The organism is Bradyrhizobium sp. WSM2793, assembly GCF_000379585.1.
GTDB lineage: Bacteria > Pseudomonadota > Alphaproteobacteria > Rhizobiales > Xanthobacteraceae > Bradyrhizobium.
This window is the reverse complement of record NZ_KB902824.1, coordinates 225,594-246,483: the sequence shown is the minus strand read 5'-3', so window position 1 is coordinate 246,483 and position 20,890 is coordinate 225,594. Positions and strand designations below refer to the sequence as shown.

The window sequence follows — 20,890 nt, the reverse complement described above, 5'->3', positions numbered from 1 at the left end:
CAATAACCGTCAATATTGGGATACTATACTAATAATCGCCGGAAATTTGAAGGCCTATCCCAATGCCAGAGCTCGACGCCATCGACCGCAGAATCCTCGCGTTGCTTCAGGCCGACAGCCGGCTGACCATGCAGGAACTCGCCGACAAGGTCGGGCTCTCGGTCTCGCCCTGCCATCGCCGGGTCAAGCTGCTGGAGGAGCGCGGCGTCATCAGCCGCTATGTTGCGACCGTGGATCAGAAGGCGCTCGGCCTGCATGTCAGCGTCTTCATCTCGATCAAGCTGGCGCGCCAGAAGGAGGAGGATCTCAACCGCTTCGCGCGCGCGATCTCGAAATGGGACGAGGTGCTGGAATGCTACCTGATGACCGGCAACCGCGACTATCTGCTCCGCGTCGTTGCGGCCGACCTCGCCTCCTACGAGACCTTCCTGAAGACCAAGCTGACCCGGCTCGACGGCATCGCCTCGATCGAGTCCAGCTTTGCGCTGAGCCAGGTGAAATATTCGATCGCGCTGCCGGTGTGACCTGCCTCCGCAGGACAGAGCGGCTGTCACATGGACGCAACAAACCCCGCCGATGGTCGTTGGTAACACTGGCACCGTAGCCGAGAGAAGAAGCCCATGACCGCATCCGACCGCACCTTCCAAACCGCCAAGCGCGAGCGCATCATTCAGGAGATGGCCGACGACCTCGACGAGGAGCTGGAGATGGAGCTCGATGACACGAGGCTCGACGAGCTCCTGGACGAAACCGACACACCGGGTCCGACGGTCGATCGCAAGCTCTATTTCAGGGAGCTGCTGCGGCTCCAGGGCGAGCTGGTCAAGCTGCAGGACTGGGTGCAAAGCGAGCGCAAGAAGGTTGTCGTGCTGTTCGAGGGCCGCGACTCCGCCGGCAAGGGCGGCGTCATCAAGCGTATTACCCAGCGTCTCAATCCGCGCATCTGCCGCGTCGCGGCGCTTCCCGCCCCGAGCGAGCGCGAGCGCACGCAATGGTACTTCCAGCGCTACGTGTCGCACCTGCCGGCCGGCGGCGAGATCGTGCTGTTCGACCGCAGCTGGTACAACCGCGCCGGCGTCGAGCGCGTGATGGGCTTCTGCTCGGAGGAGGAGTACCAGGAATTCTTCAAGACGGTGCCCGAGTTCGAGCGCATGCTGATCCGCTCCGGTATCATCCTGGTCAAATACTGGTTCTCGATCACCGACGACGAGCAGCAGTTCCGCTTCACCATGCGCATCAAGGATCCGCTCAAGCAGTGGAAGCTGAGCCCGATGGACGTCGAGGCGCGCAGCCGCTGGGAGGCATACACCAAGGCTAAGGAGACGATGCTCGAGCACACGCACCTGCCGGACTCGCCGTGGTGGATCGTCGATGCCGTCGACAAGAAGCGCGCGCGGCTCAACTGCATCGCGCATCTCCTCAGCCAGATCCCGTATCAGGAGGTCGCTCGCGCGCTGGTGATGCTGCCGCCGCGCGTCCGCCACCCCGACTATCAGCGCGGCCCGGTTCCGCCGGAGATGTACGTGCCGGAGAAGTACTGACGGGGGCCAACGAATTCGGCCTGCATGGGTATGGACTCAGGTCTCGTAGGGTGGGCAAAGCGAAGCGTGCCCACCACCTGCGTTTGAATCGGGAAAGATGGTGGGCACGGCGCTTTGCGCCTTTGCCCACCCTACGAGACCGTCACCGCCACGGCTGCACGATGATCTTGGTGTGGGCTTCAGGATTGGCGAGATCGGCGAACGCCTTGGCGACGCCGTCGATGCCGACCTCGGCCGTGACCATCGCCGCCGCATCCACCTGCCCTTCCGCGATCAGCCGAAGTGACGCGGCGAACTCCTCCGGAGTATAGCCGAGCACGTATTGGACGTTCAGCTCCTTCATGATGCCGAGCATGGGCTCGCTTTTGTCGGTCTCCATGCAGACACCGACCACCACGATGCGCGCGTCACGCGGTGCACCTTCGAACACCTGCTGCAGCAGGCCTGGCACACCCACGCATTCGAAGATGATCGCGGGCTTCAGCGCCGGCAGCATGGCCTGGAACGGCGGCCTCGCCGCCTTTTCGGCGTCCGACATCTGCGCGTGCTCGGCCCAGGTCGCATAGGGCTGCGACACCCTGGGATCGACGACGACGTCGGCGCCGAGCTTTGCCGCGAGCGCGCGCCGCGCCGGTGAATAGTCGGCGGCGACGATCGGGTGCAGCCCCTTGATCTTCAGCGCCGCGATCACCGCGAGCCCGACAGGGCCGCAACCGATGACGAGCGGCACTTCGCCGCCCTGGATATTGGCCTTTGCCACGGCGTGAATGCCGACTGCGAGCGGCTCGGTCAATGCCGCATGTTCCGGCGCAAGACCGTTGGGCACTTCGAGCAGGAGCGGCTCGCTCAAAATCATCTGCTCCGCATAGCCGCCGACGAAGTCGTTGGAGTAGCCGATCCCCTTGATGCCTTCCGGCGTCACCAGCGCAGGCAGCGAGCAGACATGCGTCCCCGGTTTGAACTTGCGTTCCGTGCCGGGGCCGTAATCGACGATCTCGCAGCAGAATTCGTGACCGAACACGACGTCACGCGACAGATCCATCGGCGTGCGACCGGTCTTCCTGGCCATCTCCACCATCCGCGGCGCATGCTGGCGCGCATGCAGGTCGGAGCCGCAGATGCCGCAGGCGAGCGTCTTGACCAGCACCTGGCCGGGGCCCGGCTTCGGCTCGGCCATCCTGTCGACGACAATCTCACCGTTCCTGAAAATCGCAGCGCGCATCCGGCTCCTCCCGTATTGTTGGAGCCGTTGATAGCACGTAACGGGGCGCGCGAACTTGCGTCAGGGGTTCGGGGAACGCTCTTCCAGCACCAGCAGCTGGGCGCGGCGGATACGCTCGCGATGGGCGATGTAGAGACCGCTTGCGACAATGAAGGCGGCACCGACGACCGTCCAGAGGTCGGGGACCTCGCCGAAGATGAAGAAGCCAAGAATGCTGACCCACAGCAACTGGGTGTAGGAGAACGGCGCCAGCACCGAGGCATCGCCATAGCGATAGGCCAGCACGATGATCCACTGGCCGACGGTGGAGGCGACGCCGATTACGATGCCAAGCCCGATCGCGGTCCAGCTCGGCGTGACCCAGACGAACGGCACCATCACGGAAAGTATCGCAACGCCCGTGAGCGCGGAATACGCCATCGTGGTGAGCACGGCTTCACGTCCGCTCATCATGCGCGTCAAGATCAGCGCCGCCGCCCAGCAGAACGCCGAGATGATCGGGAAGAACGCGGCGGCGTGGAACGCGCTGGTGCCTGGCCGCAGGATGATCAGCACGCCCGTCAGGCCGATCCCGGTCGCGATCCAGCGTCGCAGGCCCACTTTCTCGCTCAGGAAGACGATCGACAGCGCAGTGACGAACAGCGGCGAAACGAAGCCGGTGGCGGAAGCTTCCGCGATGGGCAGGAAACTCAGGCCGGTGATGAAGAACAGCGAGGAGCCGAGCAGCGCGGCACCGCGCATCAGCTGCAGGCCGAGCCGCTCGGTGCGCATCGCATGCAGCGGCGAGCCCGGCAGCATCACCGGCGTGAACATCAGCGCGAACGTGACGAAGCGGATCCAGGTGATCTCGATCGACGGCAGGCTGGTCGAGAGATATTTCGCGGTGGTGTCGGAGCAGCCGAGGAAGATCGTCGACAGCAGCACCAGCGCAATGCCCTTGAAGGGATGGTCGACGCGCGCGGGCGCGCGGCGAGCCTTCTGCTTCTTCTCCGGCACGGGCATGGGAATACTGTCGAGCCTTGCGGCTGCGGCGGGCGGCGGTGTCACGGCTGGAACCCGGGAAAATGCGAATCGAGAACGGCTGTAAAAAACGACAAATGCGCCGCGTTCACAACTTCCGAAAACAGGATGCCGATATGCGCGAGCCGCCGCGCGCGTCAATGCTCCGTTAATAATGGCCGTTTGTGCGTTACAGCATGGGCAGGCTGCGCGGCTTCGGACCGCGCGGAAACGCCGCATCTAACGCCGAAATCTCGTCTTTCGTCAGCACGAGATCACCGGCCGCCGCATTCTCGCCGGCATGTTCGGCGGACGAGGCCTTCGGAATCGCGAACACCGTAGTCGCACGGGTGAGGAAGCTGAGCGCGACCTGACGCGGCGTCACGCGACGAGCCTCTGCGATGCGCGCCAGCACGGCACCGCCCTTGCTGCGTGCATCAGGGAAATCGTCATGACCGAACGGGGAATAGGCGACCACGGAAACACCATGCCGCTCGCACCACGGGATCACCGCGTGCTCGATCGCGCGTTCCTTCAGATGATAAAGCACCTGATTGCAGGCGATACGATCCTCGCCGGCGACATCGAGAATCTCGTCGAGATCGTCGGCGTCGAAATTGGAAACGCCCCAGGATTTGATCTTGCCTGATTTCACCAGCTCCTCGAACGCGGCCACGGTGTCTTCGAGCGGATAGGAACCGCGCCAGTGCAGGAGATAGCAATCGAGACGGTCGGTCTTCAGCCGCTTTAGGGACCGCTCGCAGGCGGTGATGGTTCCGCCGCGCGACGCGTTGTTCGGCAAGACCTTGGAGACGAGGAACACTTCATCACGGCGACCCGTGATCGCGTCGGCAATGACGAGCTCCGCATCACCATACATTTCGGCGGTGTCGATGTGCGTCATGCCGAGATCGAGCCCGCGCTGGAGCGCCGCGATCGCGCGCTTGCGATCGCCATGGTCGAGATACCAGGTGCCCTGCCCGATGACGGAGACGTTGGCACCGGTCTTGCCGAAAGGGTTTGTGTTCATGTTCGTCTCCGCTGTCGCTCTTCCGCTCGGGCAACTGCCACGAAGCTCAGGAGTTCAATCCGCTGATATCAGCAACCAGCACGCTGCCGGTCGATGACTCCGTGATATAGAGACGGTCCTTGCTTTCGCCACCGATCGCGACATTGGTGCAATTCGGCCCCGCACATGACTTGATCCGCGCAATCAGTTCGCCGTTCGGCGCGAACACGAAGACGTGGCCGAGCGAGGCATGACCGACGAACAGGCGGCCCTTGGCGTCCATGGTCAGGCCATCGGGACCGCTGGTGCCGAACAGCGAGCAGAAGCGGCCGACCTTGGACACACTGCCGTCCTTCATGAACGGCAACCGCCACACCGCGTTGTCGCGCGTCATCGCGACGAACAGCACGGTTTCTGTTGGGTCGAGCACCAGGCCATTCGGGCTGATACCGGTGTCGATCAGGCAATCGAGCCGGCCATTCGATGCGAGACGATAGACGCGACCGCTGGGGTCGTGCAGGCCGGTCTGGCCCTGATCGGTGAAATAGATGTCGCCGTTGGAAGCAAGATGCAGATCGTTGCAGCCGCGAAACGATTCCGAATTGCGCGCGGTCAGGATGGGCTTGATGCGGCCAGCCTTGGCGTCGAGCTCCATGATGCCGTGCCTGTAGTCGGCCACCAGGATGCACCCGTCCGCGGCAATCTTCAGTCCGTTCGGCCAGCCCTCATATTCGGCGACCTGCGACCACTCGCCGTCAGGCGCGATGCGAAAGATGCGGCCGAAGGGAATGTCGACGATGTAGAGATTGCCGTCCGTGTCGAAAGACGGTCCTTCGATGAAGCTGTCGGTCGGCACATTCGGCCGGTTGGCATCGGCCCAATCCGTCCGCACGCCCTTGCGGCGGAACTTTTCGGGCATGGTGGAGAAGAGCTTGGTTTCGATCAGGCGCGGCGGCGTTTCCAGGTACATCATTGTTGTTTTGGACGTGTTGAGGGGGAGCGCGCAGCATAGGGCACAATCGACGGCGCGTCGATTGAGGCGGAGGCATGGCGCCTCGCCCTCACTGTCATTCCCCGCGAAAGCGGGGAATCCAGTACGCCGCGGCCTCACCGCTTCGTCACAGATGTCTCGGCGTACTGGATCGCCCGGTCAAGCCGGGCGATGACAGCCGAGCCTATGCGACGACCTTCGCCTGCTTCACCGGCGCCACGTCCGTCGTCGCGATCAGGCGCTTCAGTTCTGGAATGCAGGAGCCGCAATTGGTGCCGGCCTTGAGCTTGGCGCCGATCTCGGCAGCCGAGCGCGCGCCGGCCGCGATGGTCTCGCAGATGGTGCCGCGACCGACACCGAAGCAGGCGCAGACGATCGGCCCGGTCGAGGCGGCGCCCTCGCCGGACTTGCCTGACAGCAACATGCGGCGCTGATCGTCGCTGACGTGGTCGGCCACGAACAGGCTCTTCACCACCTCCCAATCGCCGGCATCATGCGCGGGACCGACGAACAAGCAAGTTTCGATCTGATCACCCGCGAACGAGGCCGCACGATAGACCCCGCCGCCGAAATCACGGTAGTCGGCGACGTCCTCGCCGGCGACGCTCTCGACCCAAGCCGGCCAGCGCGAAAGGTCGGCATTGTCGGCGAAGAGATAGCCGAAACCGCCGGTGACCGTGACGCGGGTCCACAACAGGCTCGGCGGCAGATCGAGCTGCTTCCGCGACAGCGCAAAGCCACGGAAGACGAATTCGTAAGGCGCGATCGCGGCCGGCGTCGCCTTGGATTCCGGCTGCCCCGAGAACGGATCGGTGAAGGACTGAACCAGTGCTCCGACGCGGCCATGCGAGGCATTCATCGCGCTCCAATGGATCGGCGCGAACAACGTGCCACGCTGAGTGCTGTCACTGACGACGACCTTCAGGATGCACTGACCGTAATCGGTGGTAACGCGGGCATAGCCGTCGTGAACGATGCCGAATTTGCCGGCATCATCAGGATGGATCTCGACGAAGGGTTCCGGCAGATGCGCGCCCAGCCGCTGGCTGAGACCCGTGCGCGTCATGGTGTGCCACTGGTCGCGGATGCGTCCGGTATTGAGCCTGAGCGGGCGCGAGGCGCCGGTCTCGCCGCGCAGCGACGGCACCTCCGGCGCGACGAAGCGGCCCTTGCCGTCATTGGTGAAGAAGCCGCCCTTTGCAAAGAAGCGCTCGCTGGACGTCTCGCCTTCGCGCACCGGCCACTGCACCGGCTTCAAGGCGTCGAAGGCCTCGTTCGACAGCCCGGTGAGCGCGCCGATGTCGAAATCGCGGCTACCGTCGTTCTCGAACGCCGAGAGCGCAGCATGCTCGCGGAAAATCTCCGCGGCGGATTTGTAGTTGAAGCTGTCGCCGAAGCCGAGACGCTTTGCCGTCTCGCTCAGGATCCACCAGTCCGGCCGCGCCTCTCCCGGAGCCGGCAGGAATGAGCGCTGGCGCGAGATGCGGCGCTCGGAATTGGTCACGGTACCCGACTTCTCGCCCCAGGCGAGCGCCGGCAGCAGCACATGCGGACCGGCATCGACCGTGTCGTTGGAGAGCACGTTCTCGGAGACCACGAACAGCTCGAGCTTCTTCAACGCCTCGCGCACGAAGTCCGCATCGGGCAGCGACACCGCGGGATTGGTGCCCATCACCCAGAGCGCCTTGACCTCGCCGCGATGGATGGCCTCGAACAGCTGCACCGCCTTCAAGCCCTCATGGGTGGCGATGCGCGGCGCCTTCCAGAACCGCCTGACACGATCGATGTCGGGCGGCGTGAAGCCCATATGCGCGGCGAGCATATTGGCGAGACCGCCGACCTCGCGGCCGCCCATCGCGTTGGGCTGGCCGGTGAGCGAGAACGGCGAGGCGCCGGGCTTGCCGATGCGTCCCGTGGCGAGGTGACAGTTCAGGATCGCGTTGACCTTGTCGGTGCCCTGTGCCGACTGGTTGACGCCCTGCGAATACAGCGTGACGACGCGGTCCGTGTCGCGGAACATCTTGAAGAAGGTGGCGACGTCCTGCTCGGAGAGGCCCGTCGCGAGCGCCGTCGCAGTGACGCTGCCGGCGATGCTGCGCGCACGCGTCAGCGCATCGTCGAAACCCCTCGTGTTCTGCGCGATGTAGTCCTGGTCCAGCGCGCCGCTGTCGGCGAGATGGACGAACAGGCCGGAGAACAGCGCGGTATCGGTGCCGGGCTTGAGGCCGAGGAACAGATCGACATCGCTCGCAGTGTCGGTGCGGCGCGGGTCGATCACGATCATGCGCGCACCGCGCTCCCCACGGTTCTTCAGCATGCGCTGGAACAGCACCGGATGGCACCAGGCCGCGTTCGAGCCGACGAAGACCAGTAGATCGGCCTGGTCGAGATCCTCGTAGCAGCCGGGGACTGTGTCGGCGCCAAAAGCGCGGCGATGGCCGGCGACCGAGGACGACATGCAGAGCCGTGAATTGGTGTCGACATTCGCCGTGCCGACAAAGCCCTTCATCAGCTTGTTGGCGACGTAGTAATCCTCGGTGAGGAGCTGACCGGAGAGATAGAACGCGACCGCGTCGGCGCCGTCGCGTGCCACGATGTGCTGCATGCGATGGGCGACATGATCGAGCGCATCGCTCCAGGCGACGCGTTCGAGCGCGCCCTTGCAGCGGATCAGCGGATAGAGCAAGCGGCTTTCCAGCCCGACGGTCTCGCCGAGCGCTGAGCCTTTCGAGCACAGCCGGCCGAAATTGGCGGGATGGTCAGGATCGCCAGCGATCGCCGCACCGCCCTTGCCATCCGGCGTCGCCAGCACGCCGCAGCCGACGCCGCAATAGGGACAGGTCGTCTTGGTGGCACGAAGCGCGGGATCGATCGCCGTCATATCAAGCTGCCTTGTCACGCCGGCTCTATCAAGCCGCCTCGGAAGAACGCGCAAGCGCGCGGCCGAACATCATGTCGGTGCGGATCGCCGCCACCTTGTCGCGATTGCGGATCAGCTCGAGATACCAGAGCGCATCGACGGTATCGCCGATCAGCACCGCGCCGGTGAGCCGGCCGTCGGCGATCACGAGCTTCTTGTAGGTGCCGCGCCTGCGGTCTGTCAGCACCAGGCTCTCGCTGCCCTCCCCGCCCATGAAGTCGCCGGCGGAGAACACGCTGACGCCGGAGACCTTCAAATTGGTCGAGACCACGCTGCCCTGATAGGCGGCGGGCCGGCCGGCCAGATGCCGTGCCAGCACCCGCGCCTGCTCATAGGCGGGCTCGACCAGGCCATAGCAGGTGCCGCGATGCTCGGCACATTCGCCGAGCGCGAAGATGTCGGGCGATGCCGTCTGCATCACATCGTTGACGACGATGCCGCGGTTGACGGCGATGCCGGCGTCCTTGGCAAGCGCCACGTTCGGCTTGATCCCGGCGGCGAAGATCACCGCATCGGCCTCGATGCGGCTGCCATCGGCAAGCTCGACGGCCTCGACATGACCATCGCCATGGATGCGGGCCGTCGAGGCATTGAGCAGGATGCGGATGCCCTTGCGCTCGACCAGCGTCTTGAGCAGGTCGGCGGCCGGCCCATCGAGCTGACGCTCCATCAGCCGGTCCATCAGATGCAGCAGCGTCACCGGCGCACCGGCCTTGGCAAGGCCGTAGGCTGCCTCGAGCCCGAGCAGGCCGCCGCCAACCACGACGACGCGCTTCTTCGCAGCGGCCAGCGTCAGCAAAAGGTCGACGTCGCGCGTATCGCGAAACGTGTGCACGCCGGCGAGATCGGCACCCGGCAAATTCAGCCGCAGCGGCGTCGATCCGGTGGCGAGCACGAGCTTGGAATATTCCATGCTCTCCTCGCCTTCGATCTTGAGCTCGCGGCGGCCGGTGTCGATCTCGGTGACGCGATAGCCGTAGCGCACCGTCACGCCGCGATGGCGCCACCAATCGGCCGGCCGGAGCTCGATCTCGTGCGAGCCGGTCTCGCCGGCCAGCACGGATGAAAGCAGCACGCGATTGTAAGCGAGCCGCGGCTCTTCGCCGATCACGGCGACCGCGTAGCGGCCGAGTGCGGACTTGGCGAGCTCGTCGACCAGACGCGCGGCTGCCATACCGTTACCGACGATGACCAGCGGTTCACTCACGAGGCATCTCCTATTCAGCGGCCTGCGCTTGCGCGCCATAGGCCTCGGACATCATGTAGCCGGACAGCACGCCGTAAGCGTCGGTCCAGGCCTTTGCCAATTCCGGCGTCCAGGCGTCGCCAAGGCCCTTCTCAAGGGTCCACAGCAGAGACGCGCCGACCACGGGGTAGTGCTCGGCGGTGGCGCCGTAGGCGACGTGGCGCTTGGCGAGCGCGGAGGCCGCGGGAAGAATCGTCTCCAGGTTCGAGAGGCCGCTGACGACGGCGGCGAGCATGCCCATCAGCTTCTTGCGCTGCTCGGTCATGTCTTCAGGGAACATCGCACGCACGGACGGCGCCACTTCGAACAGACGATCGTAGAACAACACGGAGGCAGCTTGCGAAATCGGCGCGACCTTGGCGAAGCTCTGCTGGATGAGGGTGATCTGTTCTGGCGTCATGATGTTCTCCTGCCTGTTGGGTTTGCCTTGGTGCGCGCCATTGCGAACCAGGTTCATGGTCAAACTGTCGGGCAATGCTTCTCCCCGCGTACGGGGAGAAGCGAGATTCGTACCAAGCGTCAGACTCGCGCCTCCGCGAGGCTTGACGCGCCCTCACCCTGCGGGCCGCGACGCAGGTAGAACCACCACGTCAAGCCGAGGCAGCTGGCGTAGAAGCCGAGATAGATCGCGAGCGCGAGCTGGGGGCCGCCGGTCAGGGCGATCGACTTGCCGAAACCAGTCGGGATCAGGTAGCCGCCAACGGCGCCGATCGCGCCGATGAAGCCGACCGCCGCACCACTCTCGATGCTCGCCGTCTTCAGCGCGAGCGCGCGCGCCGCATCGCCCTTGCCGCGCACCTTGAACAGGTTCTCTTCGCGGAAGATCGAGGGGATCATGCGATAGGTCGATCCGTTGCCGATGCCCGTCGTCACGAACAGGATCAGGAACATCGACAGGAAGCCGATGAAATCCTTTTGCCCGACGAAGTAGAGCACGCCGACCGTTGCGCCCGCCATCACGATGAAGTTCCAGAAGGTGATGACGGAGCCACCGATCTTGTCGGCAAGCCAGCCGCCGAGCGGCCGCGACAGCGAGCCGACCAGCGGCCCCAGGAACGCGATCGCAATCGTGATTTGCGGGAACTGGGTCTTGATCAGCAGCGGAAACGCAGCCGAATAGCCGATGAACGAGCCGAACGTGCCGATATAGAGATACGCCATGATCCAGGTGTGCTTGCGCTTGACGATCGCAAGCTGGTTCTTCACCGACGACTTCGCCGTGGTCAGGTTGTTCATGAAGAACACGGCACCGAACACCGCGATCGCGATCGGCAGCACCCACATCAGGCCGGCGTTCTGCAGGAAGATGCCGTCGACCGGCGTCGCCTGGAACAGGTTGAAGACGGCGAGCGTCATCAGGATCGGGGTCAGGAGCTGCACGCTGGAGACGCCGATATTGCCGCCGGCCGCGTTCAGGCCGAGCGCCCAGCCCTTCATCCGGTCAGGGAAGAAGAAGGAGATGTTGGTCATGCTGGAGGCGAAGTTGCCGCCGCCGAGACCCGCGGTCGAGGCGATCAGCAGCATCAGCCAGAACGGCGTATCGGGCTGGCTCACGAAATAGGCAAGCGACAAGGTCGGAATGAACAGGATCGCCGCGCTGAAGATGGTCCAGTTGCGACCGCCGAACGTGGTCACCGCGAAAGTGTAGGGAAAGCGCATCAGGGCACCGATCAGCCCCGGCACCGCGATCAGCTGGAACAGCTGGTCGGTCGAGTAGTGAAAGCCCGCCTGCGGCAGCTTGGTGGTGACGATGCTCCAGATCAGCCAGACCGAGAAGCCGATATGCTCGGCCACGATCGACCAGATCAGGTTGCGTCGCGCGATAGTCTTGCCAGTCGCATTCCAGAACGCCTCATCTTCGGGGCGCCAGTCTGAAATCCAAGTAGGATTCTTCGTCATTGAGTATCCCTTCCAGGCTCACCGCTGCGTCGTTGCAGGCTCTGCCTCACATGGAGGCGCGCTCCGAGGCTTCACCCCGGTGGCGAGTTCACGATGCTGATTGATGATGTTGAGGGACGTCGTCGTTGGCGTCGCGCAAAGACATTTCAATTTCCGTGCCAGTTGCGCGCACGCTGGAAATACAGGGATTTCAGGACGTTATTCGTATTGCCAGAAATTTCTGCAGAGCTTTTTCGCACGCAAAATTTGCGATTCGCTCAATCCTTGTGCGACGCACAAGGATTGAGCGGGATGTCGATTATTTGTGCGCAGGCATCCGCTTGCGTTAACTCTTCGTTACGCGGCTTCGACGAAGCGATGACGCTCATAGAGGAATTCGAGCACGCGCTGGCGGCACTTCAGATAGGTGGTGTTGGTGGCGAGCTCGAGCCGCTTGCGCGGGCGCACCAGCGGTACCTCCAGCACCTCGCCGATGCGCGCGCTCGGCCCATTGGTCATCATCACGATGCGGTCGGACAGCAGCACGGCCTCGTCGACGTCGTGAGTGATCATCAAAATGGTGTTGCCGAGCTTCTGATGCAGCGCCATCACCGAGTCCTGCAAGTGAGCACGGGTCAGTGCGTCGAGCGCGCCGAACGGCTCATCCAGCAGCAGCACCTTCGGCTCCATCGCCAGCGCCCGCGCAATGCCGACGCGCTGTTTCATGCCGCCGGAGATTTCGGAAGGACGCTTGTCCTTGGCGTGGGCCATCTGCACCAGATTGAGATTGTGCATGACCCAGGCGTCGCGCTCGGCACGGGACTTGGTCCTGGCAAAGACCTTGTCGACGCCGAGCCTGACGTTCTCGTACACGGTGAGCCACGGCAACAGGCTGTGGTTCTGGAACACCACGGCGCGGTCGGGTCCCGGCGAGTTGACCTCGCGGTTTTCCAGCAGCACGCCGCCGGTGGTGGCGTTGGTCAGCCCCGCGATGATGTTGAGCAGGGTCGACTTGCCGCAGCCGGAATGGCCGATGATCGAGACGTATTCGCCCTTCTCGATCGTGAGATTGATCTCCTTCAGCACCTCCGTGGTGGCGGCACCGCGGGTGAAGACCTTGTCGATGTGGTCGAGCTTCAGATAGGCGGTCATGTACCCTCTCCTCTCAGTTCAGCGCGGTGCCGCGGGTGACGACCTTGCCGAGGCCCGCGATCACGCGGTCCAGCACGAAGCCGACGATGCCGACATAGAACAGCGCCAGGATGATCTCGCTGATATGCGAGGAGTTCCAGGCGTCCCAGATGAAGAAACCGATGCCAACACCGCCGATCAGCATTTCCGCCGCGACGATCGCCAGCCACGACAGGCCGATGCCGATGCGAAGGCCGGTGAAGATGTAGGGCGCGGCCGCCGGGATCATGATCTTGGCGAAGAATTCCAGCGGATTGAGCTGCACCACCGCGGCGACGTTGCGATAGTCCTGCGGGATGTTGCGGATGCCGACCGCAGTGTTGATGATGATCGGCCAGATCGAGGTGATGAAGATGACGAAGATCGCCGAGGGCTGACCGTCGCGGAAGGCCGCGAGCGACAGCGGCAGCCAGGCCAGCGGCGGAATCGTGCGCAGGACCTGGAATAGCGGATCGAGCCCGCGCATGGCCCAGACCGACTGTCCGACCAGGACGCCGAGCGCGATGCCGGCGATCGCCGAGAGCGAATAGCCCAGGGCAACGCGCTGCAGACTGGCGGACAGATGCCAGAACAGGCCCTTGTCGATGCCGCCATGGTCGAAGAACGGATCGAGGATCAGCTCCTTGGTGTCCTTGAATACTTTCGACGGCGGCGGCAGCGCCGAGCCGGCGCGGCGGCAGACCAACTCCCACACCAGCGTCAAAAGCGCAATCACGACCAGCGGTGGGATCACGCGCACGGCAGTTTCCCGCGCCATCCGTGCATAGGCATCCGTGCGCGGCGGGCGCTTCGGCGTCAGCGCGACGACCGGCGCGGCAGCGGCCGCAGGCGACGCGATCTCAAGCTCAATCTTGGTGGCAGGCATGTTCATCGAAAATCCCTCTCCGGCTTCAAAGGACGAAGCGGCCGCCTGACGGCGGCCGCAGGCTCCATCAGACTTCGACGCGCTTGATCGCGAGCGACTTCAGATAGGCTGCCGGATTTTCGGGATCGAACACCTTGCCGTCGAAGAAGGTCTCCTTGCCACGCGAGGTGGAGGTTGGAATTTCCGCGGCGGCGACGCCCAGAGTCTTGGCCGCATCGCGCCACATGTCCTCGCGATTGACCTTGGCGATCAGCGCCTTGGTGTCGAAGCCAGGCTCGTACTTGCCCCAGCGGATGTCCTCGGTGAGGAACCAGAGGTCGTGGCTCTGGAACGGGTAAGAAGCGAAGTCGCGCCAGTACTTCATGATGTGCGGCGAGTTTTCGACCACCTTGCCGGGGATGCCGTAGTCGAACTTGCCGGCGCTGCGATCGAGCACGTCCTCGACCGGGCAGTTCATCCACTGCCGTTTGCCCATGATGGCGGCGAGCTCGGCCTTGTTCTCGGCCTTGTCGGCCCATTGCTGGGCTTCCATCACGGCCATCAGCAGCGCCTTGGCGGCCTTCGGATATTTGTCGACGAAGGCGGCGCGCATGCCGAAGGACTTTTCCGGATGCTTGTTCCAGAGCTCGCCGGTGTTGACCGCGGTGTAGCCGATCTTCTGATTGATCAGCTGCAGATTCCAGGGCTCGCCAACGCAGAAGCAGTCCATGGTGCCGACCTTCATGTTGGCCACCATCTGCGGCGGCGGCACCACGATGGTCTCGATGTCCTTGTCGGGATCGATGCCACCGGCGGCGAGCCAATAGCGGATCCAGAGATCATGCGTGCCGCCGGGGAAGGTCATCGCGGCCTTCACGGCCTTGCCGGAGGCTTTCTTCTTCTCCAGCGCCGCCTTGAACGGCGATGCGTCGACGCCGAGCTTGAGGTCGGCATATTCGTTGGCGACCGAGATGCACTGACTGTCGAGATTGAGCCGCGCCAGGATGTACATCGGCGTCGGCTGGTTGTTCTGCGTCACCTTGCCGGCCGAGATCAGGTAAGGCATCGGGGTCAGGATGTGCGCGCCGTCGATGCCGTTGCCTTCGGAGCCGAGCACGAGATTGTCGCGCGTGGTGCCCCAGGAGGCCTGCTTCTGCACGTCGGTGTCGGGCATGGCGTATTTGGCGAACAGGCCCTTGTCCTTGGCGACGAAGAGCGGGCCGGCATCGCTCAGCGCGATGAAGCCGAGCTTGGCACCCTTTACCTCGGGGCCTGAATCCTGCGCGAAAGCGCCGGCGGGGAAATTCAGTTTTGCGGCGGCGAGAAGTGCGGCGGTCGAGCCGGTGGCCTTCAACAATTGACGGCGGCTGAGGCCACTCTCCGAGGGCCGGCGGGTGCGCTTGGTCATAGGCTGTATCGTCCTTTGCGTCGTTGCAGAATTGATGGCGTCAGTGCACACGAGCAGCCCGTCCGTCCGGCGGCGCCGTCTTTGGCGCATGCGAACGCACGACGGGGAGACCCCCGTCTGGTGGCGTCGGCAAGTCGGATGAGAAGTCTCGCGGGACGGCTTCAATGGCGTCGGCATGGAACTATTCAAGCTTCATGCCAAGCCCGTCACAGCGAAAACTTATTATAGATCAGCACATTAAAGAGACTGCGCGCGACTGTCGCAGGTCCAGCCCGCATGCGAAAGTTGCGGCCTGCTTAATTCTTGTGCGACGCACAAACCTTGTGCAACCGATCAAGCAACAGGCCGCCAAGTGCTGTGACGCCGGATCGGGCCGAGATCCATGTTATTGATGTGACTAGATTTTTCTTGCCGGACGGCGCGGCACGCAACTTGCTTCTCTATGGACGTCAACGAAGACTGCGGCTCGCCGCATTGTGCAGCCTCTGGCGGCTGCATCCGGAAGCTCAACTGCCTCGCGGCCCTTCCCTGCTTTAGTCCTCGTGACGCGATTCCCAAGGCTTCCAGACCTTCCATAGCCCTCGTGCGCGGCAGGCCAGCCGGCACGGCCCATGACGTTGCAGCCGCGCTCCCGGGCGCGTCGATCTCTCTTACGAAGCAAAAGGAACCATTGATGTCGTATCTCGCGCCTTCGGAATTCGTCACCAAGATGGTGGATGCGGGCGAGTCCAAGATCTTCATGTCCACCCGGGATACCATCATCCGCGCCTACATGGCCGGCGCCATCCTCACGCTCGCCGCATGGTTCGCCGTCACGATCAACGTCAACACGGGTCAGCCGCTGGTCGGCGCGCTCTTGTTTCCGGTCGGCTTCGTCATGTTGTACCTCCTCGGCTTCGACCTCCTGACCGGCGTGTTCGTGCTCTCGCCGCTTGCCCTGATCGACAAGCGTCCTGGCGTCACGATCGGCGGCGTGCTGCGCAACTGGGGCCTTGTCTTCATCGGTAATTTCGCCGGCGCGTTCACGGTCGCCTTCATGATGGCCTTCGTCACCACCTTCGGCTTCACGCAGCCGCCGGACAAGGTCGGCACCGCCATCGGAATCATCGGCGAGAGCCGGACGCTCGGCTACGCCGCGCACGGTGCGGCCGGCATGGCGACGCTGTTCATGCGCGGCATGCTCTGCAACTGGATGGTCTCGACCGGCGTCGTCGGCGCCATGATCTCGACCTCGGTCCCCGGCAAGGTTATCGCGATGTGGATGCCGATCCTGGTGTTCTTCTACATGGTGTTCGAGCATTCCGTCGTGAACATGTTCCTGTTCCCGTCCGGCCTGCTGCTCGGCGCAAAGTTCTCGATCCTGGACTATCTGATCTGGAACGAGATCCCGACTGTGCTCGGCAACCTCGTCGGCGGCCTCGCCTTCACCGGCATGACCCTTTACGCCACGCACGTCATGACCCTGCCGAAGCGGCAGGCCGACAAGGCCGCGAAGCCCCGCGTTGCGGCCTGATCAAACACGTCTCGACAGGGGAGCCTCGCCCAGCCAGGGTGAGGCTCCTCTCTCCTGGTGATGACGATGACCCGCGGACTCCTGATCTCGGTCGGCCAGCACTCCGACAAGGGCCGCAAGCCGGTCAATCAGGATTTCCACGGCGTCCTGATTCCGGAGGAGCCGCTGCTCGGCCTGAAGGGCATCGCGGCGGTCCTCGCCGACGGCATCTCCTCTAGCACGGTGAGCCAGATCGCCAGCGAGTCGGCGGTCAAGAGCTTCCTGATGGACTATTACTGCACGTCGGAATCCTGGACGGTGAAGACGTCCGCCCGCCGCGTGCTGGATGCGACCAATTCCTGGCTGCACGCGCAGACGCGCAAGAGCCAATACGCCTATGACCGCGACAAGGGCTATGTCTGCACGCTGAGCGCCATGGTCATCAAGGCGACCACCGCGCACATCTTCCATGTCGGCGACTGCCGCATCTACCGCGTCGCCGGCAAGGCGCTCGAGCAACTGACCGACGACCACCGGATCATCGTGTCGTCGGAGCAGACCTATCTCGGCCGCGCGCTCGGCATCAATCCGCAGCTCGAGATCGACTACCTGGCGTTCGAGGTCGAGGCCGGCGACACGTTCCTGCTGGCGACCGACGGCGCCTACGAATTCGTCGACGCGCGCTTCATCACGAGCGCGCTGAACGAGCACGCAGGCGAGCTAGACGGAGCGGCCAAGGCGATCGTCGAGGAGGCCTACCGGCGCGGCAGCGACGACAACATCACCGTCCAGATTATCCGCATCGACGCGGTGCCGCAGCGCGAGCCGGCCGGCATCTTCAATCAGACCTCACAATTGCCGCTGCCCCCGCTGCCAGAGCCGCGCGCGATGTTCGACGGCTACCGCATCGTCCGCGAGATCCACGGCAGCAGCCGCAGCCACATCTATCTCGCCGTCGATGTCGAGACCGAGGAGCCGGTCGCGCTCAAGCTGCCGTCGGTCGATTTGCGCGACAATGCCGCCTATCTCAAGCGCTTCCTGATGGAGGAGTGGATCGCGCGCCGGATCGACAGCCCGCACGTGCTGAAGCCGCTGTCACAGTCGCGGCGCCGCAATTATCTCTATGTCGCGACCGAGTTCGTCGAGGGGCAGACCCTGAAACAGTGGATGACCGACAATCCGCGCCCCGATCTCGAGACGGTGCGTGGCATCATTGAGCAGATCGCCGCGGGCCTGCGCGCCTTCCACCGCATGGAGATGCTGCATCAGGATCTCAGGCCCGACAACATCCTGATCGACAAGACCGGCACCGCGAAGATCATCGACTTCGGATCGGTCAGGGTCGCGGGCGTCGCGGAGGCCGCGCCACGGGACGAGGCCGACGAAATCCTGGGCACGGTCCAGTATACGGCGCCGGAGTATTTTCTCGGGCAAGGCGGCTCGCCGCGCTCCGACATGTTTTCGCTGGCGGTGATCTGCTACCAGATGCTGACGGGAAAGCTTCCCTACGGCGCCCAAATTGCCAGGATCCGGCGTAAGGCGGACGTGCGGAAGCTCAAATATCGCTCCGCGGACGACGACCGCAGCGTGCCGGCCTGGATCGACGGCGCGCTCCGCCGCGCGCTGCATCCCGATCCCTACAAGCGGCACGAGGACCTGTCCGAATTCGTCTTCGAGCTTCGCACGCCCAATCCGGCCTATCTCGACACGCGGATCACGCCGCTATTGGAGCGCAGCCCGCTGATGTTCTGGAAGCTGACCTCGGCCGCGCTCGCCTGCGCCGTCGTCGTGCTGCTGGCGCTGCTGCACGCCCGCTAGGGCCGAAGCGTCGACTCTTGACGGTCATGCGGGAACTTTATCTCCCTAAATCAATCTTTTGTCGGACGCGTCCATCGGCGCCGACTATCCGCCAGCGTGATAGCGCCTGCAGCCACTAGGACAATGATGATGACCGTGGCAAGCGCCTCCACCGACGCCAGGGTGTCGTACCAGCTGTTCCAAAGCTCAAGCATGCGCTGGCCTCTATCGAGCGCCGCCCATCAGCGATAGAATACACTTTCTCAAAAGGACGCGCCTTCGCGCGCAAGTACAATGCTGCGTTTCGTCGCGTGCCTTTTGATCGCGCGGCAACGTGACGCCATGCCGGAGGCCGGAACGTCGAGCGGACCTAGTTGAGGTCGCCGCGTGGTGAGGTCGCCGGCCCCTATGTCGAAGATGTTGACCAACTGTGAAGTGGTTTACATCCTTGGGTCTTGGCTCGGGCTAAAGTGACGAAAGCTTCTTACTTTGAAGGAGGCATCCAATGCTCGCGGCAATCAAATGGAACTCCCGATATAACGCTCGCGAATGGGTGATGAAGGCCGGGGCGCTCGTCGTCCAACTCCGCGCACCGAATGCAAACCGACAGAGCGGTGAAAGTAAGTCAAGGCGGCCACTCTGGAAACAGTTCGACGACACCCATCATTGGGACTCAACCGCGGAGGAATGGGTCCCAAACCCTGATCGGTGATCGTGCAACGCATCGTGCGCGCACCGGCCGAATTCCGAGACTTCAAGATCCCCGTCGCTGACGGGCCCATCTAGCGGTGAGGTCGCGTCTTGAGTTTTGTTTGCCTGACATCCGTATCACGGACAGACGCAGTCGGCCCTACGGGGCTTGATCGTAGGCCTGCAGGATCCTGACAAAATCAGCCATGCTGGATCGATCCTGGTTTTCAGCGATAGCCACAATCTGAGTATTGGACGCGGGTCGGCTTCCCTGCCAGAACCGCATCAGGAGATCGGCGATGTTTCTCATGGCGTACTCTCTGCACCAACCATGGCAATCAGCATCAATTGAGCGGCATAGCGCCGGCTAGTTCGGAAGAAGGGCCGGCGGGCGCTACGCCGCCGGCCTTGTCCCGCAACTGCCGGCTCGCAGGGCCGGTTCCGTTGCTTTTCACTCTGGATGCATCGGTACCACCAAGCACCTGGTCGGCGCCATCGCGCGCAGGTATGAAGTGACCATACCTAGGTAGACTTGGGTGGTGACTCGGGATCAGTCGACCAAGTGCCGGCTTAATCGCTGGTAGGTTGACGACTTCCGTGGATGGCCCAACTCCGAACGCTGAGGTCCGTTATTGTGCCGCTATCGGAAACACAGCGGACGTCGTACGCGCCCGGAGTGCCGCAGCATCCCGGCGGGCCATCAGGCCCGCTCCACAGCCTTCACACCAAGCGGCGTCGGCGCCATGCCGCCACCGGGCTTGAGGTGGAATTCATAGCTCATCAAATGCCACTGACCGTCCGCCTTGGAGCCGTCAGGCATCGCGGGATCGTTGCGCGGCTCGACCTTGGCGACGAGATCATCCTTGACCCCGAACACCACGTCGGAATCCAGATATTTGTCGCCGTCCATGAAGACGTGCGTGATCAGCGGCTCGTATCCCTTCGCGTTGACCAGGAAGTGCACATGCGCCGGGCGCATCGGATGACGCTTGGTCTGCATGATCATCTCGCCGACCGGGCCATCGGTCGGGATCGGATAGCTGCATGGCAAGATGGTACGGAAGAAGAAGCGGCCGTCGTCATCGGTGATGAAGCGCGCCCGCGCCGAAGCGCCGACCTCGTCATAGTTCGGCTTCTGGGAATCGTAGAAGCCGTCGTCATCGGCATGCCAGACGTCGACGGGGACATTGGCCAGCGGCTTGCCCTTGAGATCGGTAACGCGGCTCTGCACGAACATCCGCTCGCCGGTTTGATTGTTCGGCGAGATGTCGGTGCCGTGCGCGGTCACCTTGTGCTCGCCGACATAGAACGGGCCGAGCACGGTTGTCTGGGTGGCGCCCTCGCGGTCGCGATGGTTGACCGCGTCGACCAGCATGGAGACACCGAGCACGTCGGACAGCAGGATGAACTCCTGGCGGGTGTCGGTGCATTTCTGCCCGGTGCGGGTCAGGAAATCGATGGCGTAGTCCCATTCCTCGAAGGTGAGACCCGTCTTGCTCACGTAATCGTGCAGCGACTTCACCAATTCCTGGAGCAGGAATTTCGCGCGCGGATCGGGCGTGCTGTCGAAGCTTTTGACGACGGCCTGGGTGAGATCAGTCTCGTTGAACTGGGTCATGATGGTTTGCCCTGCGTTTTCTCATTGGCCCGGGGGGGCCTGGA

At 63.6% G+C, this 20,890-nt stretch carries 17 protein-coding genes; 4 read left to right on the top strand and 13 right to left on the bottom strand.

The window, feature by feature from the left end; all coding sequences use genetic code 11:
* The first annotated feature begins 62 nt into the window (after nucleotides 1-62).
* Both A3AS_RS0138705 and ppk2 read left to right on the top strand, forming a co-directional pair.
* Nucleotides 63-524, top strand: a complete 462-nt coding sequence (locus A3AS_RS0138705; RefSeq protein ID WP_018322799.1) for an Lrp/AsnC family transcriptional regulator — start codon at nucleotides 63-65, stop codon at nucleotides 522-524.
* Between the two features lie 96 nt (nucleotides 525-620).
* Nucleotides 621-1,541 (top strand): polyphosphate kinase 2, encoded by a 921-nt coding sequence (gene ppk2 / locus A3AS_RS0138700; RefSeq protein WP_018322798.1) that lies wholly within the window; start codon nucleotides 621-623, stop codon nucleotides 1,539-1,541.
* Between the two features lie 142 nt (nucleotides 1,542-1,683).
* Here the strand turns inward: ppk2 and A3AS_RS0138695 are convergent, their stop codons facing one another.
* The 11 genes from A3AS_RS0138695 to A3AS_RS0138645 form a co-directional block, all read right to left on the bottom strand.
* Nucleotides 1,684-2,763 carry a zinc-binding dehydrogenase gene (locus A3AS_RS0138695; RefSeq protein ID WP_018322797.1) on the bottom strand — a complete coding sequence of 360 codons (1,080 nt, stop codon included), beginning with the start codon at nucleotides 2,761-2,763 and terminating at the stop codon, nucleotides 1,684-1,686.
* Between the two features lie 60 nt (nucleotides 2,764-2,823).
* The gene (locus tag A3AS_RS0138690; RefSeq protein ID WP_018322796.1) at nucleotides 2,824-3,765 is read right to left on the bottom strand and encodes a DMT family transporter; all 942 of its coding nucleotides are present in this window, start codon (nucleotides 3,763-3,765) and stop codon (nucleotides 2,824-2,826) included.
* A 187-nt stretch (nucleotides 3,766-3,952) separates the two neighbouring features.
* The gene (locus A3AS_RS0138685) at nucleotides 3,953-4,792 is read right to left on the bottom strand and encodes an aldo/keto reductase (protein ID WP_018322795.1); all 840 of its coding nucleotides are present in this window, start codon (nucleotides 4,790-4,792) and stop codon (nucleotides 3,953-3,955) included.
* Nucleotides 4,793-4,838: 46 nt separating this feature from the next.
* Complete coding sequence (locus A3AS_RS0138680) at nucleotides 4,839-5,741, bottom strand: SMP-30/gluconolactonase/LRE family protein (RefSeq protein WP_018322794.1); 903 nt, start codon at nucleotides 5,739-5,741, stop codon at nucleotides 4,839-4,841.
* 205 nt (nucleotides 5,742-5,946) lie between these two features.
* A complete protein-coding gene (locus A3AS_RS0138675; protein ID WP_018322793.1) occupies nucleotides 5,947-8,643 on the bottom strand; it encodes a nitrate reductase in 2,697 nt (898 codons plus the stop codon).
* Nucleotides 8,644-8,671: 28 nt separating this feature from the next.
* Entirely contained in the window at nucleotides 8,672-9,889 is a 1,218-nt protein-coding gene (locus tag A3AS_RS44415) for an NAD(P)/FAD-dependent oxidoreductase (RefSeq protein WP_179739532.1), read from the bottom strand.
* A 10-nt stretch (nucleotides 9,890-9,899) separates the two neighbouring features.
* Nucleotides 9,900-10,328 (bottom strand): globin family protein, encoded by a 429-nt coding sequence (locus A3AS_RS0138665; RefSeq protein ID WP_026202815.1) that lies wholly within the window; start codon nucleotides 10,326-10,328, stop codon nucleotides 9,900-9,902.
* 119 nt (nucleotides 10,329-10,447) lie between these two features.
* Nucleotides 10,448-11,827, bottom strand: coding sequence for an MFS transporter (locus A3AS_RS0138660; RefSeq protein WP_018322790.1), 1,380 nt, complete (start codon nucleotides 11,825-11,827; stop codon nucleotides 10,448-10,450).
* Nucleotides 11,828-12,163: 336 nt separating this feature from the next.
* A complete protein-coding gene (locus A3AS_RS0138655) occupies nucleotides 12,164-12,958 on the bottom strand; it encodes an ABC transporter ATP-binding protein (protein WP_018322789.1) in 795 nt (264 codons plus the stop codon).
* A gap of 13 nt (nucleotides 12,959-12,971) precedes the next feature.
* Nucleotides 12,972-13,868, bottom strand: a complete 897-nt coding sequence (gene ntrB, locus A3AS_RS0138650) for a nitrate ABC transporter permease (RefSeq protein WP_018322788.1) — start codon at nucleotides 13,866-13,868, stop codon at nucleotides 12,972-12,974.
* Nucleotides 13,869-13,929: 61 nt separating this feature from the next.
* Entirely contained in the window at nucleotides 13,930-15,249 is a 1,320-nt protein-coding gene (locus A3AS_RS0138645; RefSeq protein ID WP_018322787.1) for a CmpA/NrtA family ABC transporter substrate-binding protein, read from the bottom strand.
* 673 nt (nucleotides 15,250-15,922) lie between these two features.
* On the opposite strand from A3AS_RS0138645, the gene A3AS_RS0138640 reads away from it, so the two are divergent.
* Nucleotides 15,923-16,762: a formate/nitrite transporter family protein gene (locus A3AS_RS0138640; RefSeq protein ID WP_026202814.1), complete on the top strand. Its 840-nt coding sequence runs from the start codon at nucleotides 15,923-15,925 to the stop codon at nucleotides 16,760-16,762.
* Between the two features lie 60 nt (nucleotides 16,763-16,822).
* Nucleotides 16,823-18,559, top strand: a complete 1,737-nt coding sequence (locus A3AS_RS0138635; RefSeq protein ID WP_018322785.1) for a bifunctional protein-serine/threonine kinase/phosphatase — start codon at nucleotides 16,823-16,825, stop codon at nucleotides 18,557-18,559.
* Between the two features lie 829 nt (nucleotides 18,560-19,388).
* Here the strand turns inward: A3AS_RS0138635 and A3AS_RS48705 are convergent.
* Nucleotides 19,389-19,538: a hypothetical protein gene (locus A3AS_RS48705; protein ID WP_018322783.1), complete on the bottom strand. Its 150-nt coding sequence runs from the start codon at nucleotides 19,536-19,538 to the stop codon at nucleotides 19,389-19,391.
* 390 nt (nucleotides 19,539-19,928) lie between these two features.
* A complete protein-coding gene (locus A3AS_RS0138620; RefSeq protein WP_018322782.1) occupies nucleotides 19,929-20,846 on the bottom strand; it encodes an intradiol ring-cleavage dioxygenase in 918 nt (305 codons plus the stop codon).
* Nucleotides 20,847-20,890 lie beyond the last annotated feature (44 nt).

Bases quoted from the DNA above. Each gene is read 5' to 3' on its own strand.
- A3AS_RS0138705 (WP_018322799.1), top strand. From the start codon at position 63: ATGCCAGAGCTCGACGCCATCGACCGCAGAATCCTCGCGTTGCTTCAG.
- ppk2 (WP_018322798.1), top strand. From the start codon at position 621: ATGACCGCATCCGACCGCACCTTCCAAACCGCCAAGCGCGAGCGCATC.
- A3AS_RS0138695 (WP_018322797.1), bottom strand. From the start codon at position 2,763: ATGCGCGCTGCGATTTTCAGGAACGGTGAGATTGTCGTCGACAGGATG.
- A3AS_RS0138690 (WP_018322796.1), bottom strand. From the start codon at position 3,765: ATGCCCGTGCCGGAGAAGAAGCAGAAGGCTCGCCGCGCGCCCGCGCGC.
- A3AS_RS0138685 (WP_018322795.1), bottom strand. From the start codon at position 4,792: ATGAACACAAACCCTTTCGGCAAGACCGGTGCCAACGTCTCCGTCATC.
- A3AS_RS0138680 (WP_018322794.1), bottom strand. From the start codon at position 5,741: ATGTACCTGGAAACGCCGCCGCGCCTGATCGAAACCAAGCTCTTCTCC.
- A3AS_RS0138675 (WP_018322793.1), bottom strand. From the start codon at position 8,643: ATGACGGCGATCGATCCCGCGCTTCGTGCCACCAAGACGACCTGTCCC.
- A3AS_RS0138665 (WP_026202815.1), bottom strand. From the start codon at position 10,328: ATGACGCCAGAACAGATCACCCTCATCCAGCAGAGCTTCGCCAAGGTC.
- A3AS_RS0138660 (WP_018322790.1), bottom strand. From the start codon at position 11,827: ATGACGAAGAATCCTACTTGGATTTCAGACTGGCGCCCCGAAGATGAG.
- A3AS_RS0138655 (WP_018322789.1), bottom strand. From the start codon at position 12,958: ATGACCGCCTATCTGAAGCTCGACCACATCGACAAGGTCTTCACCCGC.
- ntrB (WP_018322788.1), bottom strand. From the start codon at position 13,868: ATGAACATGCCTGCCACCAAGATTGAGCTTGAGATCGCGTCGCCTGCG.
- A3AS_RS0138645 (WP_018322787.1), bottom strand. From the start codon at position 15,249: ATGACCAAGCGCACCCGCCGGCCCTCGGAGAGTGGCCTCAGCCGCCGT.
- A3AS_RS0138640 (WP_026202814.1), top strand. From the start codon at position 15,923: ATGTCGTATCTCGCGCCTTCGGAATTCGTCACCAAGATGGTGGATGCG.
- A3AS_RS0138635 (WP_018322785.1), top strand. From the start codon at position 16,823: ATGACGATGACCCGCGGACTCCTGATCTCGGTCGGCCAGCACTCCGAC.
- A3AS_RS48705 (WP_018322783.1), bottom strand. From the start codon at position 19,538: ATGAGAAACATCGCCGATCTCCTGATGCGGTTCTGGCAGGGAAGCCGA.
- A3AS_RS0138620 (WP_018322782.1), bottom strand. From the start codon at position 20,846: ATGACCCAGTTCAACGAGACTGATCTCACCCAGGCCGTCGTCAAAAGC.